Source organism: Mycobacterium sp. OAE908, from assembly GCF_017872775.1.
Classification (GTDB): domain Bacteria; phylum Actinomycetota; class Actinomycetes; order Mycobacteriales; family Mycobacteriaceae; genus Mycobacterium.
Window position 1 is genome coordinate 159,109 of sequence record NZ_JAGGJL010000002.1, and the last position, 15,503, is coordinate 174,611.

Genomic DNA, 15,503 nt, shown 5'->3' on the forward strand with positions numbered 1-15,503 from the left:
GCGTTGACCTCCGTGCGTCCTGAGGTGTACACAATGGATGAATATGTCGGAGTACCGTGTAGACGCGCCGGACTTCGGCGTGTCCCGACGAACCACCAGGAAGGCGCGATGAAGTGACGGCCGAATTGAGCCTCGTCGACAGCTACGGGGTCTACATCGACGGAAACTGGGTCGAGCCGGACAGCGGACGGTACGACGTCGTGGATCCGTCGACCGAGCAGGTGATCGCCTCCGCACCGGACGCCGGTGTGGCCCAGGTCGAGCAAGCAATCGCTGCGGCACGGGTCGCCTTCGACTCTGGACCCTGGCCCACGGCCCATCCCGCCGAACGATCGCGCTGCCTTCAGCAGTTGAGCGATGCTCTGCTCGCCCGCTGCGACGATCTCTACGCGCTCGCGCAGGCCGAGTGGGGGTGCACAGCAAACGAGCGGCTGATCCAGATCGAGGGACCCGCATTCATGGTCGGCCGTGCTGCGGAGCTCGCGCTGGAGCCGGTCGAGGCGCCCTTGGACGCGTGGGGTTCGGCGGGTACCACGCTCTTGCGATATGAACCGCTGGGTGTGGTGGGCGTGATGACGCCGTGGAATTTCCCGCACACCTTGAACGTGATGAAGCTGCGCGCGGCGTTGGCAGCCGGCAATACCCTCGTCTTGAAACCGTCGCCGCTCACCCCGTTGGCTGGACTCGCGCTGGCGCGAATCATCGACCAGGAGACCGACATTCCGCCCGGCGTCGTCAACGTCGTCACTCCGAGCAGTGTCGAGGGCAGCAAGGTCCTAACCCTCGACCCTCGAGTGGATATGGTCAGCTTCACGGGTAGCTCCGCGGTTGGCCGCGACGTGATGGCGGGTGCAGCAGGCACCATGAAGCGGATCCTGCTCGAATGTGGCGGCAAGTCGGCCTGCATTTTGCTCGATGACGTCGACCTCACCGACGAACTGCTGGAGCGGCTGCTATTCGAGGGGTGCACATTGCATGCGGGACAGGCGTGCATCCTCAACAGCCGGCTGCTGGTGTCCGACAATCTCCACGACGAGGTTGTCGGCCGGCTCGCGGAGATGGCCTCAAATGTGAAGGTCGGGGATCCCCGTGATGAGGCCGTCGCGATGGGGCCACTCATCAGCAGCCAACACCTCGAGCGTGTTGAAGGATTCGTCAATCAAGCTGTTCAAGACGGCGCGAAGGTAGTCGCCGGCGGCGGACGGCCGAAAGGTCGTGGGCGCGGACACTATTTCGAGCCGACAATCTTGACCGACGTGACGGCCGAGTCTTACATCGCCCAGGAAGAAGTGTTCGGCCCAGTGATGACCGTGCTCCGGTATCGCACGGATGACGACGCGGTCGCCATCGCCAACGACTCCGCGTATGGCCTCGGCGGCGCGGTCTGGAGCACCGACGTCGAACGTGCGCTCTCCGTCGCGAGGAAGATCAGGACGGGTCAGGTGTCGATCAACGGCACCGTCGCCGGGGATGCCCCGTTCGGAGGGTTCAACCAAAGTGGCATAGGTCGTGAGAATGGGATGATGGGACTGCGGGCTTACATGGAGCCCAAGGTAATTGGGGTACCCGCGTGACGGGAGCGCTGGCGGGACTGCGGGTGGTCGAACTGGGTACCGACATCGCAGCGCCGTATTGCACCAAGCTACTCGTCGACCTCGGCGCCGACGTCTGCAAGATTGAGCTGCCAGCTGGGGATCCGCTGCGCAACTGGGGGACCGCCAGTGGGTTGTTCGACTATATGAACGCTGGAAAGCGGGGAGCGACACTGGATCTCGCGTCGCAGGGCGGCGTCGTCCAGCTTCACGACATGATCAGTCAGGCCGACCTGCTGGTGGAAAATCTCCCTGCGGGGTCAACTGACCGCTGGGAATGGGGACTCGACGGCGACAGCCTGGCGCGGATCAATCCGAATCTGGTGATCGTTCGTATTTCCGACTACGGCCAAGAGGGCCCGCGACGGGACCACCCATCGACATCGCTGACCCTCCAGGCTGCGTCCGGTTGGGTGAACACACGTGAATTCGGCCGCGCGCCCGTGCAGGCTGGCGCGCGTATCCCCGAGTACATCGTGGGCGGCTACGCGGCGCTCGGGGCGCTAACCGCGCTGCGGGTGGCCGATGCGGGAGCGGATCGGCCCGTTGAGGTCGACGTCTCGGCAATCGAGTCCTTGTTGTCAACATTGCCGTATCCGATGCTCATGGCAGCGCGCCTGAAAAGCCTTGGCTTACCGCCAAATTCAAAGGCAGGGCCGATGCTGGGCATCGTACGGGCCGCTGATGGCTGGATCGGGATCAACTGCCTGACCGGACAGCACTGGCTGGATGTGTGTGCGATGGTGGGACTGCCCGAATTCGGCGAGCACCAGATCGCGATCATGTTAGGCGGGCCCGAACGCGACGAGTTCTTCGCCAAGGCCCAGCCATGGCTCGATTCGATTGCGGTGGCCGATCTGGTCGAGCTCAGCCAGGCCATGCGGATTCCTGCGGCGCCGATCAACGACGGGGCGTCGATCCTGGACTGTCCGCAGTACCGCGACCGCGGCTTCTTCATCGAAGGCGGTTCGGAAACCGCGCGGTTCCAGCGACCCGGTGCGCCGTTTCGGCTGTCCAAGACACCGGCCGCCAAGCCCGCACCGGTACCACAGCTTGGCGACCATCCGATCGTGTCCTGGGCTGCGCGGGAGGCGACCCGCGTTGGAACGCAAATCGGGGACGTGGCAACGCCGTTCGCGGGCTTGAAGGTCTTCGACCTGAGCACATTCTGGGCGGGCGCGTATCTGACGTGTTATCTGGGCGCGTTCGGCGCCGACGTGATCAAAGTCGAGTCTATCCAGCGGCCCGACGGCCACCGCTACTCGGGCTCGCTGCTGCGCAACAGTGACGATTGGTACGAGATCGGGCCGCTGTGGCAGGGCACCAATCTCAATAAGCGCGCCATCACCTTGGATCTAACGACGGAAGTTGGTCGCGAGCTGGCGCTGAGGTTGGCCGCGGATGCCGACGTCGTCGTCGAGAATTTCTCGCCGCGCGTGGTTGAGCAGTTCGGCCTGGACTACGACTCGCTGATCAAAGTGAACCCCGGCGTGATCATGGTGCGCATGCCCGGCTTTGGGCTCGAGGGACCCTGGCGCGACTACGTGGGGTGGGCGCTGAACATCGAACAACTCTCCGGGATGTCGGCGGCTACCGGATACTCCGACGGGCCGCCGTGCAATCTGCAAGGACCAGCCGACCCGATTGCGGGTGTGCACGCCACAGTCGCGCTGCTGGCCGCACTCGAGCACAAGCGCCGCACCGGCGAGGGCCAGTTGATCGAGGTCGCGCAGGTCGAGGTCGGCGCGGCGGTGACGGCCGAACCCGTGATCGAGCACTCGCTGACAGGCAAGGTGCGCCAACGCGAGGGCAACCGGCACCGTCATATCGCACAAGGTGTCTACCCGGCCATTGGCGACGACGAGTGGGTCGCCATCTCGGTGCGCGACGATGCGGACTGGGCCGTCCTGGCCGAGATGATCGGTCGCCCCGAATTACGTGACGACCCGCGGTTCGCTTCGCAAAACGCACGGATACACAACCACGATGCGTTCGACGAAGTGCTCGCCGATTGGACGGCGAACCAACCGCCCGATGAGATCGCCGAGACGATCCGTCAACGCGGTGTGCCGGCGGAACGGCTGCTCACAGCGGATCGCATGTATGACGTCGACCAACTCGACGCCCGCGGCTTTTATGAAGATCTGGAGCACCCCCTTTCGGGTCGGCAACGTTATCCGGGTTGGCCGTTTCGAATCACCCCGGGGCCCACACGTCACCACTGCACGCCGTCGCCGACACTCGGTCAACACAACGAAGAGGTTCTGCGGGCGCTGGGGCTGTCAGCCGACGAGATCGCGGAACTGCGCAACCGACGTGTCATCGGCGAGCGCCTACTCAACACATAGCCTCGAGAACACATCTTCTCGCATTTCGATAGCAATTATTTCCAGGCGCTTCCCCGGGGCCGGTCGCTGACGTAATGTCCATAATGCAGATTGTCTGCGATCCAAGAGGAGGGGCATGCGTCCGGCCACGATCTTGAGCAGGTCGGTGGCGTCGCATGCTCACTGACGGCGAAACAGAGAAACTGGCGCGTCGCGTTGGCGAACTTCTGACCAACGACCCTCAGTTCGCCTCGGCCCTTCCCGACAAAGAGATCTGCGAAAAGATCTTGCGCCCCAGCGTCGGCTGGGCCGAACTCATGCAGGTGGTGACGAAGGGCTACGCCGCACGGCCCGCGCTGGGGCAGCGCGCCACCGAAGTCGTCACCACGGCCGGGCAGCGGTGCCTGCAGGTACTGGAACGGTTTGACACCATCACCTACGGCGAGCTCTGGCTGCGGGTCGCCGCCGTCGCTGCTGCGCTTGCCGATAACGGTGTGCGGCCTGGTGACCGCGTGGCCACCCTCGGCTTCTGCAGTGTCGACTACACGACGGTCGACATGGCCGTACCCCTGCTCGGCGCGGTCTCGGTACCGCTGCACGCCGGGGCGCCGACAAGCCAACTCCAACCGATGGTCAATGAGACGCAGCCGGCGGTGATTGCCTGCAGCGCTGACTATCTCGAGGCCGGTGTTGCCCTCGCGGCCTACGGGACGCCGGTCGTGCTGTTGGTCTTCGACTACCATCCAGAGGTCGACGCTCACCGGGAAACGGTGGAGGAGGCCGAGCGCCGGCTCGCGCAAATAAGCAGCCCCGTCGTCGTCGAGACACTCCCGCAAACCATCGAGCGTGGCAGCGCACTACCGATCCCGACGGGCCCTGCCACCGACGACGACCGCTTGGCGGTGATCGTCTACACCTCGGGCAGTAGTGGCAGTCCCAAGGGAGCGATGCAGCCAGAGAGCTTGGCCAAGTCGGTGTGGACGGTCACCGCGGGGGTTCTGGTCGAGCGCGGGTTCGCCATCCCGGCAATCACCTTGAACTACATGCCGATGAGCCACACCGCTGGGCGCGCCATGCTGTATTCGACGCTGGGCGCCGGCGGCACTGCGTATTTCGCTGGCGCGAGCGACCTCTCGACCTTCCTCGATGACCTGGCGCTCGTGCGTCCTACCCAACTGAACTTCGTGCCGCGGGTCTGGGAGATGTTGTACCGCGAATTCCTCAGTGAACTGAACCGACGTGGCGAGGCCACCTCCGAAGACGAGGTGCTGGCGGATCTGCGCTCGCGCCTGCTCGGCGGGCGCTACATTTCGGCGCTCACTGGCTCCGCCCCCATCTCTGCCGAGCTGGCGGCGTGGGTACAGAGGCTGCTCGATTCGCATCTGATGAACGCGGTCGGTGCGACCGAGTCGGGTTCGGTGATCATCGACGGCAAGGTTCAGCGACCACCGGTGACCGATTACAAGCTAGTAGACGTGCCCGAACTCGGCTATTTCAGTACCGACAAGCCGCATCCGCGCGGTGAGCTGTTGGTCAAATCGCGCACGCTGTTCAGTGGCTACTACAAACGAGACGCACTGACAGCTGAAGTTTTCGACGAGGACGGTTTCTATCGTACGGGCGACGTGGTCGCCGAGGTCGGATCCGACCAACTGCAGTATGTCGATCGCCGAAACAATGTGCTCAAACTGTCGCAGGGCGAGTTCGTTGCGGTGTCGAAGCTGGAGGCTGTCTATGCCAATTGCGAACTCGTGCACCAGATCTACGTGTATGGCAACGCTGAGCGGTCGCATTTGTTGGCAGTCGTCGTGCCGACTGGCGAAGCCCTCGCTCGTCACCAGGACACCGACCTCAAACCGTTGATCCTGCAATCGCTCCAGCAGGCTGCCCGTACAGCCGGACTCGAACAGTACGAGGTCCCGCGCGACATCATTGTCGAACCATCCCCGTTCACCCTCGACAACGGTCTGTTAAGCGGAATTAGGAAACCATCTCGCCCGAAACTGAAGGCCAAATACAGCGAGCGGCTCGAGCAACTGTACGCAGAACTCGCCGAGGCGCAGAACGTACGTTTGCGCACGTTGCGTGAGCGCAGTGCGAGCCGTCCCGTCATCGAAACCATCTGTGGAGTCGCCGGCAGCATGCTCGGAGCCGCTACAGATGACCCGCCGGCCTCGGCGCGCTTCACCGATCTCGGCGGAGATTCCTTGTCCGCATTGACATTCGCCAACAACCTCGAAGACATCTTCGGAGTAGAGGTTCCCGTCGGCTTGGTCATCAGCCCAGCCGGCGATCTGCAATCCATCGCTGACTACATCGAGACCGAGAACCGATCGGACCGCAAACGGGCAACATTCGCATCGGTGCACGGCGCGGGGGCCGTTGAGGTGCGCGCTCGCGATCTCACCCTCGACAAGTTCATTGACAGCGCCACACTCGGCGCCGCTACCCGGCTGGAACCACCGGCATCCGCTGTCGACACCGTCCTGTTGACGGGCGCCACCGGCTACCTCGGGCGCTATCTTCTGCTGGACTGGCTGAAGCGAATGGAGGCCGTCGACGGCACCGTAATTTGCCTTGTCCGTGCAAAAGACGATGCCGCGGCGCGGGATCGACTCGATGCGACGTTCGACAGCGGTGACGCCGAACTGTTGTCCCGCTATACGAAGCTCGCCGCAGGCCACCTCGAGGTCCTCGCCGGCGACAAAGGCCAGGCCGACCTCGGGCTAGATCACGCAACGTGGCAGCGCCTCACCGAAGACGTCGACCTGATCGTCGATTCAGCAGCGCTGGTCAACCACATGCTGCCCTATCCGCAACTCTTCGGACCAAATGTCGTTGGCACCGCCGAACTCATCCGGCTGGCTCTGACCACACGGCAGAAGCCCGTCACCTACATATCGACCGTGGGGGTTGGAGCGACCATCCCATTCGGCGACTTTACCGAGGACGCCGATGTACGCGCCGCTAGCGCTACCCGCTCGGTCGACGAGAACTACGCCAGCGGCTATGCCACCAGCAAGTGGGCCGCCGAAGTTCTGCTCCGCGAAATGCACGACCTATGCGGCGTTCCGGTCACCGTGTTTCGGTGCGACATGATCATGGCTGAAACCGCCTACCGCGGGCAGCTCAACCTTGCAGACACGGTGACGCGGCTGATCTTGAGCATCGCGGCGACTGGTCTCGCGCCGGCTTCGTTCTACCTGCCTGGCGCCGGAGGCGGACGTGCGCGCGCCCACTTCGATGGCCTACCGGTCGATTTCGTCGCCGACGCGATTTCGACATTGACAATGGACAGCGGATTCCACGACTTCCGGACCTTCCACGTGATGAACCCACACGACGACGGGATCGGTCTCGACGAGTACGTGGACTGGATGATGCAGGCGGGCTGCCGCATCGAGCGGATCGATGATTACAACCAATGGCTGATGCGGTTCGAGACTGCCCTGCGCAATCTGCCCGAACGACAACGACAGGCCTCACTTCTGCCGCTGCTAGTCAGCTTCGGCCATCCGCAGCCGGCTCTTGCAGGAGCGTTCGCGCCCACGCAACGATTCCAAACAGCTGTGGCGCACACCGGGATCGGCGCTGATGGCGAGATACCGCAAATCAACAGAGCCATTATCGAAAAGTATCTGTCCGACCTCGAACTGCTCGGCTTGCTCGACGCCAATCACCGCGCCACAGAGGCAGAACAGGAGAATTGAATGTTCGACAATGTCGATTTTGAGGTCGTCCGCCAGTCACCGACTCTGGATCACTACCGCCGCGAGTGGGTGCCCGGGCCCGGCTTGGGGCTCTCCGGCATCTGGATCGGCGCCGTCGTCAGCGACGCGTCCGGCCACGACTACTGGGGGGTACGGGGATGCGAAGATTTCATCACCGGGACGACGCATGTGGTGTCGCCGATCTGCGGATTCCGGTCGCTGGACAAGCGACTCGATGTTGATGCGCCCCATCTGTTCTCCGAGTACTCGACGCTCGATTGGTTCGAGCCCATGCAGTACGTCGACAGCGACGGCAGTGTGCAGATGCTCTATGCGAGCGGACGAATTGAGCGTGATACCGAAGGATTCCACTGGTACGACGCAAGCAACCGATGGGAGTTGCACGGACGGACCGTGAGCGACATCGTCCTCACCCACGTGCCCAGACAGCAGGGCATCACCGACGACGTCTACTACCGCCATGAGCTGATGTACGTCACCGGCAAGATCGACGGTGTCGAGGTGTCGGGATACGCACACCAGGACTTCGCATACGGCCCGCCGGGCAAGATCTACACCGAGCTGCCGATCGCACGTCATCTGCAGGGCATGTGGGTTTCCTGGCTCCACGAGTTCGCCGACGGCGAGCTGGGCGGTGGCAGCTTCTGGCAGGGTCGCGAGGGTGTGCCCTTCGGGCCTGGTTATCAGCTCAAGGACGGTGTCACCTCCGTGCACAAGGACATCGTCGCGAAACCGGCATTCAACGACGCCGGCAAGATGACCAACCTGGATACCACCATCGGATCCGATTCCTACACATTCACTTTCGAGGCCAGCGGTAGTCCGCTGCACGTCTTCGGGCCGCTGACCAGTAACTCGAGCGGCAAGGAGCCGGTCCGAAGCTGGTGCTGGGTCGAATACACCGGAAGCATGTTGACCCCCGACCTGCTGGACGCCGCGAACGCGATGTATGCGCTCGCGAGGGGACGGTGACCGATGGTGTTGCCCACCGATACCGATGTCGCCGACTACATCGAGGACCTGAAGAACTGGGGACGATGGGGCACCGAGGATCAACTTGGAACTCTGAATCTCATCAAGCCCGAGCACCGGGTTGCCGCTGCGCGTTTGGTCACCGAGGGGCGCAGCGTGTCGTGCGCCCGCGATCTGGTCACCGCGTACGGACATCCCGACAACTGCGCTCAGATGTATTACGTAGCAAGCGGAGAGGGCGTTAACCGGGCCGACGGCGTGCCGCCTACCGCGCTCGGGCGCGGTGATCTCGGATCTGCGGTCGAGTTTGTCGGGTTGGTGTATCACGGGACGAACGTCACCCATGTCGACTCGGTGGCCCACTTGTTCTGGAAGGGCCAGATCTATAACGACCGGTCTTCAGGTCTCGTGACGTCTGAACACGGCGCGCTGTTCGGTGCCGTTACCGCGATGCGGGACGGCATCGTCGGCCGCGGCGTGCTGCTCGACGTCCCACGCGCAGAACGGGTCGCTGCATTGGCCGGCGGCCGCGCGGTCACCCCCGCCGATCTCGAAGCAGCCGCGACCGCACAAGGTGTCACCGTGGGAGCGGGTGACATCGTGCTGCTCAGAACAGGACGGTGGGCCGCCGACAGTGGCGAGACCGAGCCAGAACGGGCTACCACGATCCACACGATGACGCCCGCTGGGGAACTAGGGCGGGCTGGCACCCCGCATGCATGCCATGGCTGCGCGAGCGAGAGGTAGCCGTGATCGGCTGCGACGGACCGCAGGAGCCGCTTCCCCCTCCCTATCCGGCGGTGCCTGGCGCAATGATTCACGTGTACGCCCTGTATTCGATGGGGATGCCGCTGATCGACAATTGTGACCTTGAGGAACTGGCGAAAGTGTGCGCAGAGCTCGGCCGGTGGGAATTCCAGCTTACGGTGACCCCGCTACGGGTGGTCGGTGGCTCCGGTTCGCCGGTCAATCCCATCGCGGTCTTCTGATGACCCTTCCCGACGACATCATCACATGGGCCGGCGAGCGCTGCGGTGGCCGCATCGTCGACATCGAACAGCAGATCCGTTGGCGACCACACCATTTCCTGACCATCGACCGCCCAAACGGCCGCATGCGTGTGCTAGCTCGATCGAAGCGAACCGACACCCAGGGTGCCGGCTTCATGGAGCACTTCGATATCGCCCATGAAGCCAGGGTGCTCGAGGCGTTGCAGGGCAGCGGGCTGAAGGTTCCCGAGTTCTTCGGCTTCAACGAGCACCACGGCGTCATCCTGATGGAATGTGTCCCCGGCAGTAACGACCTGTCGACAGCGCCCGACGATGCCACTCGCAAGCAAGTTATGGCGGAGTACATCGAACAGCTGGCCAAGCTCCATCAACTCGAAGTCGAGCCAATGCGTCTGTCCGGCTTAACAATTCCGCGCACGCCCGACGACATCGCGTTCGGCGGCAAGTTCGGATTCATCGAGGCGGACTTCGCACGCTGGCGCCGTCATCTGCGACCGGAGCCGTTTCTTGAACTCGGCATCTGGTGGCTGCACTCCAACGTGCCCACCGCTGACCGCGCGGTGACATTCTGCCAGGCCGACACCGGACCGGGTCAGTTCATGTTCGCGGACGGCCATGTCACCGCGTTGATTGACTGGGAACTCGCGCACATCGGCGATCCCATGCTCGATCTCGGCGTGATGCGGATGCGCAACATGCTGTACCCGACCGGGTCCCTGGCCGAGCCGCTGGCACGTTACGAGCAGGTTAGTGGCCGTCCGATAGACCGTCAGGCGCTGTGCTTCTACACCGTGATGTCGATGCTGCTGACGCCGATTGGGGTTTCCCCGGTAATGCAGAATCCAACTGCCCGGCTCGAACACACACTGCCTGCATTCGCCTGGGATGCCACGTTGCGGCGCGGGTTGGGCGATGCGCTGGCCGAGGCCATCGGTATGGAGATAGATCGCCCAAATCTACCCGATCCGCCTGCAGCGCAGTATCACTCGCTCGAGGACTATCTCGTGGAGCATCTCGATGCCAACTGCGTGCCAGCCGCTGCCGACGATGCCGGCCGTTTTCACATCACTTCCGCGGCCGGTATTGCGCGCGCGGTCCAACTCTCGTCGCGAATCGGCGCCGAATTGCTCGAAGCCGATCTAGATGACATGGGTTTGGTGCTCGGCCGGCGCCCCGACAGCCGAAACGACGGACTCGCCAAGCTGAGCGAGATGGTGGCCGCCGACCCGGCGGACCGCCTCGAACAGTTCGTATGGCTGTTCTCCCGAATCGAACGACGCCGTGAATATCTGCTCAAACCGATGATGATCGACTCGGCTTCCGGAAAATTCGAACGGCTTGCGCCAGCGTTACCGACCAGAGAGGTGTCTCGATGACCGCGAAAGCCGATGCCGGAAAGGCCGATACGTTCGAGTTGCCCGACACGTTGCAGATCGGACCTGCGGTCGACCCGCATCCGTATGTCGCGGAAGCTCGGCGGCGCAACAGTGTTCAACGCAAATGGCCGCTGCCGATGGCACCGTCGATGAGCCCAGGGGGAAGCGGTGGCGACGGTACGGCGAAGACTTACAACGTGCTCGGGTACGCGGAGGTATCTGCGGCCTTCCGCGATGATGTGACCTACTCGTCGTCCCTCATCGCCAAGGGTGTGGGGCCACTGCTGGCCGACACGATTGTCGCGATGGATGAGCCGGAGCACCACACTCACCGCTCGATTGTGTTTCAGGCGTTTCGGCCGAAGCTGTTGGCTCGCTGGGAGAACGAGCTGGTGCGGCCGGTGGCTGATGAGCTCATCGACTCCTTCGTCGGCGCCGGAAAGGTCGACCTGGTTCGGAGTTTCACGTTCGCGTTGCCGATGCGCGTCATCGCTCGCATCCTCGGTCTGCCGCGAAACGACGTCGCGCAGTTCCAGAAGCTGTCGATCGAAGTCATCAGCATCGGGACGGACTGGGATCGCGGCATGGCCGCCTTTCACGCCCTAAAAGAGTATTTCGCAGAGCTCGTCGAACAGCGTCGGCAGGAGCCGCGGGACGACCTGATCACCGAGCTGGTCCAATCCGAGGTAGAGGGCCACCGCCTTTCGGATGAACAGATTTTCGCGTTCCTTCGGCTGCTGCTGCCGGCGGGCGTCGAGACGACCTACCGATCCTTGGGCAACCTCCTATTCGCTCTTCTCACCCATCCCGACCAGCTCGCCGAGGTCATGGGCGATCACGCACTAATTCCGCAGGCGGTCGAAGAGGGACTGAGGTGGGAGTCGCCGATTTTCAATACCGGTCGCGTTAGCACGCGTGACAGTCGGCTCGGCGGGGTCGATATTCCCGCCGGTTCGGTGGTGACGTTGTTCGTCGGCGCCGCTAACCGGGACGAGAAGGTGTTCACGGATCCCGACAGGTTCGACGTGCACCGCAAGCCAAATCCGCATCTGTCGTTCGCCGTCGGAACCCACGCCTGTCTCGGCATGCATCTTGCACGTATGGAGAGCCGGATCGCGCTGGAGCAGATCTTGCTGCGGCTGCCGGAGTTGCGGCTTGACCCGTCGGCACCACCACCACAGATCGTCGGCATGCCTTTGCGTTCGCCTGACGCACTCAATGTGGTTTTCACCCCGACGGCAAACGGAAGCCCATGACGACGGCGCCCGCCGACTTCGGAGGAACATGTCTGATCGGCGAATGCACGTTCGCCGGAGAGCTGCTGCTGCCGTCAACCACATACTTCGGTCTGCAGAAGTCGGGCTCCTACCTCTACGGGACGGTCCGGGACGCGGAAGGGAATCTGCTTCGGATGCTGCGCGCCGTCGAGCCGGACCGATCGACGCTGCGATCGCTGTTTGTAGCCGAGCCAGGGACGCAGCTGCAAAGACACTCCCGAAGTGACGAGATGTGCTGCGGCCCTGTGTCTACCGTGCAGGACGGCGACGTCGTCACCCTCTCGGTCGCCGAAGCCAAAGGCTTGGGAGGCTTTCGGTTCGTACACGGTCCCGATGGTTGTGTGTGGAACGAATCCGGGGTTCTGGCGCTGTCCGGCGATGTTGTCGGGCCGGCGGTGCAATGGTTCAACACCTGGGAGGGCGGGGGGTGCTTTTCGGTGACGGCGAAGTATCGCGTGGGAGGTAGGTTCCTGGGGCGGCCGGTGCAGGGTTTCGTCGGCCACGAAATCCATTACTTCACACCGGGTTTCAACTGGCTGACCGCACCGTACGGCCGTGGCAGGGAAATCTGCTGGCAGCAGATTGCCAACGAATACGAGGACGGCACCATAGTCCAAGCGACGTTTGCCTACGGTGCAGACGGGTGGGGCTTCGCAATGCTGCACGACGAGCATGGCAGCTTCACTTCAACCACAGAGATCCGAGTCGAAGCGACTGTCCGGCCGAACGGCTACCCGGCGACCGTTCGATACGAATTCGCCGACCAGTCATGGACGTGGCGCATCGATCCACAAGGGGAGCGCCCATCGTTTCCCGGCATCGCCATGCTCGGCGCCGACGGCACCTGCGTGCGGGGCGGAGATAGCCGCGAAGTTCGCTATGCCATGGGTAATTCAGACTGGTGGACCGATGGACGGGCGGGGCACATCATTGTCCGCGATCGCTGAACGCCTTCAAAAGCAAACCGAGGCATTCCTTTTGCATCTCGGCGTGAGCGGCGTTGGCACCCTCGCCGTCGTGGGCGCGAATGGCCGCGATGACTGCGAGCGCGCCGGTGCGGCTTATTTCGATCGTTTCGGGCACGATGCCGAAAATGGTGTCGATCGAGGTCGCGCGCGTTCGGCGCACGGTTCGGGCCACCGCAGGAGCGCTGGCGGCTTCGAAGAGCACATCGAGATATCCCTCACACAGCGAAGCTATGGTCGTAGGATCTTCAGTCGCGGTGAGGTCCGCGGCGATCGCCGCGAGCCGGGCGTCGAACTCGGGCGTCAAGCGCGCAGCCGCGCGACGCGCAATCAACCCGAAGAGCAGATCCCATACCTCTGCGTTGTCGGAAACCGAGGTCTCGATCGGCAAGACGAACCCGCCCCGGTGCATCTCCATCTTGATCCAGCCTTCCTGCTCGAGAATGACCAGAGCTTCGCGTACCGGCACCCGGCTGGTGCCCAACTGCGCGGCGATTTCTTCCTGAGCAAGACGCTGGCCCGGCCCCAGATCGCCGTTGATGATCTGGCGACGGAGATGGTCGGCGATGCGTTCACCGCTGCTGCGGCGCGCGAGGCGAGAGTGGGCTCGTGCCGGCCGGCTCATGCGTTTCGGTCCTACCTTCCCTGTCGGCGTCCGGCCAAGGCCGTTCGAACGGTGCAGACGAAAAGCGTAGCCCCGGACCTCTACGGCGACGGGCTCGCTATACAAAGTGCAGACAATCTGCACACTGATCGACTACTTTGCCATCTGACATCAAGGAGGCGACCGGCTTGCGAACCTACGACCGTCTGTTCATAAATGGGGAATGGGTGCCCTCCAACGGCACCGACATCCTCGAGGTCACTTGCCCACACTCAGAGCTGGTCGTAGGACACGCGCCGCAAGCGACAGCAGAGGATGTCGACAGCGCCGTCCGCTCGGCACGATCGGCATTCGACGCCGGAGACTGGTCTAGCCTCAAACCCTCGCAACGGGCCGAGTGCTTGAGTGCCCTGGCCGGTGAGTTCGAACCCCACGTCGACGAGATGGCGGCGCTCATCACCGAGGAGATGGGTTCGCCGATCTCCTACAGCCAATTCGCGCAGGCAATGCCCGGGGTGCTGATCATCAACGCGGGGGTCAATCTCGCCGCAGGTTATCCCTGGGAGGAGACCCGCCGCGGCGACCTCGCCGACACCGTCGTGCGGCGCACGCCGGTCGGTGTGGTCGCTGCGATCGTGCCATGGAACATGCCGTTGCTCGGCGCGCTCACGAAGCTTGTTCCCGCGTTGCTCGCCGGGTGCACTGTGGTGTTGAAGCCCGCCGCCGAAACACCCATTGATGCGCTGCGGCTGGCCGAGATCATCGAACAGGTTGGCTTGCCGAAGGGTGTGCTCAACATCGTCACCGGCGGACGAGGGGTCGGTGAGCAGCTGATCGGGCACCCCGGAGTGGACAAGGTGTCTTTCACCGGCTCCACGGAGACCGGTCGGCGCATCGCATCGCTGTGCGGCGAGCATCTCAAACGCGTCAGCCTCGAATTGGGCGGCAAATCGGCTGCGGTGATGCTCGACGACGCTGACATCGCGGCCATGATCGACGGTCTGCGGTTCGCTTCGTTCGCCAACAGCGGCCAGGCTTGTATCGCGCAGACGCGAATCTTGGCCCCGCGCAACAACTACGACGAAGTTGTCGATGCAATCGCAAGCCTGACAGAGTCTCTGCGGGTGGGAGACCCCACAGATCCACAAACTGATATCGGTCCTATGGCCAGCCGCCGCCAGCAGCAGCGCGTCGAGAAATACATCGCGCTGGGCCAGGAAGAGGGGGCACGAGTCGTCGTCGGCGGAACCGGCATGCCCGAGGGACTCGACAGGGGTTGGTACGTCCAGCCCACCGTGTTCGCCGATGTCGATAGCCGGATGCGCATCGCGCAGGAGGAGATATTCGGTCCTGTGCTGGCCGTCATCCCATACGACGATGTTGACGACGCCATCCGCATCGCCAATGACTCGCGCTACGGCCTCGCTGGCACCGTGTGGACGCGCGACATCGATCACGGAATGGACGTTGCCCGACGTATACGGACCGGATCGGTGGGGATCAACCAGTACATTCCCGACTTCGCCGCGCCGCTGGGTGGGTTCAAGGACAGCGGGCTCGGGCGCGAGGGCGGTCCCGAGGGAATCGACCAGTACGTCGAGCTGCAATCACTCCTCCCGGGGGTTCGTATCTAGCCAGAAAGGACAGAT

The 15,503-nt window shown here is 63.4% G+C and carries 11 protein-coding genes; 10 read left to right on the plus strand and 1 reads right to left on the minus strand.

What is annotated here, in order from left to right:
* The first annotated feature begins 113 nt into the window (after window positions 1-113).
* The 9 genes from J3E61_RS25925 to J3E61_RS25965 all read left to right on the plus strand — a co-directional run bounded on the left by J3E61_RS25925 (window position 114) and on the right by J3E61_RS25965 (window position 13,232).
* Window positions 114-1,574, plus strand: a complete 1,461-nt coding sequence (locus tag J3E61_RS25925) for an aldehyde dehydrogenase family protein (protein WP_210085806.1) — start codon at window positions 114-116, stop codon at window positions 1,572-1,574.
* Window positions 1,571-3,940: a CoA transferase gene (locus J3E61_RS25930; protein ID WP_210085807.1), complete on the plus strand. Its 2,370-nt coding sequence runs from the start codon at window positions 1,571-1,573 to the stop codon at window positions 3,938-3,940. The genes J3E61_RS25925 and J3E61_RS25930 overlap by 4 nt, the downstream gene beginning before the upstream one ends.
* A 155-nt stretch (window positions 3,941-4,095) precedes the next feature.
* Window positions 4,096-7,629, plus strand: a complete 3,534-nt coding sequence (locus J3E61_RS25935; protein ID WP_210085808.1) for a thioester reductase domain-containing protein — start codon at window positions 4,096-4,098, stop codon at window positions 7,627-7,629.
* The gene (locus J3E61_RS25940) at window positions 7,630-8,622 is read left to right on the plus strand and encodes a hypothetical protein (RefSeq protein WP_210085809.1); all 993 of its coding nucleotides are present in this window, start codon (window positions 7,630-7,632) and stop codon (window positions 8,620-8,622) included.
* 3 nt (window positions 8,623-8,625) lie between these two features.
* The gene (locus J3E61_RS25945; RefSeq protein ID WP_210085810.1) at window positions 8,626-9,369 is read left to right on the plus strand and encodes a cyclase family protein; all 744 of its coding nucleotides are present in this window, start codon (window positions 8,626-8,628) and stop codon (window positions 9,367-9,369) included.
* The gene (locus tag J3E61_RS25950) at window positions 9,342-9,611 is read left to right on the plus strand and encodes a hypothetical protein (RefSeq protein ID WP_210085811.1); all 270 of its coding nucleotides are present in this window, start codon (window positions 9,342-9,344) and stop codon (window positions 9,609-9,611) included. The genes J3E61_RS25945 and J3E61_RS25950 overlap by 28 nt, the downstream gene beginning before the upstream one ends.
* Window positions 9,611-11,008, plus strand: coding sequence for a phosphotransferase family protein (locus J3E61_RS25955; protein ID WP_210085812.1), 1,398 nt, complete (start codon window positions 9,611-9,613; stop codon window positions 11,006-11,008). Before J3E61_RS25950 ends, J3E61_RS25955 begins: the two co-directional genes overlap by 1 nt.
* Window positions 11,005-12,264, plus strand: a complete 1,260-nt coding sequence (locus J3E61_RS25960) for a cytochrome P450 (protein WP_210085813.1) — start codon at window positions 11,005-11,007, stop codon at window positions 12,262-12,264. Before J3E61_RS25955 ends, J3E61_RS25960 begins: the two co-directional genes overlap by 4 nt.
* Window positions 12,261-13,232 (plus strand): hypothetical protein, encoded by a 972-nt coding sequence (locus J3E61_RS25965; RefSeq protein ID WP_210085814.1) that lies wholly within the window; start codon window positions 12,261-12,263, stop codon window positions 13,230-13,232. The genes J3E61_RS25960 and J3E61_RS25965 overlap by 4 nt, the downstream gene beginning before the upstream one ends.
* On the opposite strand, the gene J3E61_RS25970 is transcribed toward J3E61_RS25965, so the two are convergent.
* Complete coding sequence (locus J3E61_RS25970; RefSeq protein WP_210085815.1) at window positions 13,213-13,998, minus strand: GntR family transcriptional regulator; 786 nt, start codon at window positions 13,996-13,998, stop codon at window positions 13,213-13,215. The genes J3E61_RS25965 and J3E61_RS25970 overlap by 20 nt on opposite strands.
* 44 nt (window positions 13,999-14,042) lie before the next feature.
* Here J3E61_RS25970 and J3E61_RS25975 point away from each other — a divergent pair, with 44 nt between their 5' ends.
* The gene (locus J3E61_RS25975) at window positions 14,043-15,488 is read left to right on the plus strand and encodes an aldehyde dehydrogenase (RefSeq protein WP_210085816.1); all 1,446 of its coding nucleotides are present in this window, start codon (window positions 14,043-14,045) and stop codon (window positions 15,486-15,488) included.
* Window positions 15,489-15,503: the final 15 nt, after the last annotated feature.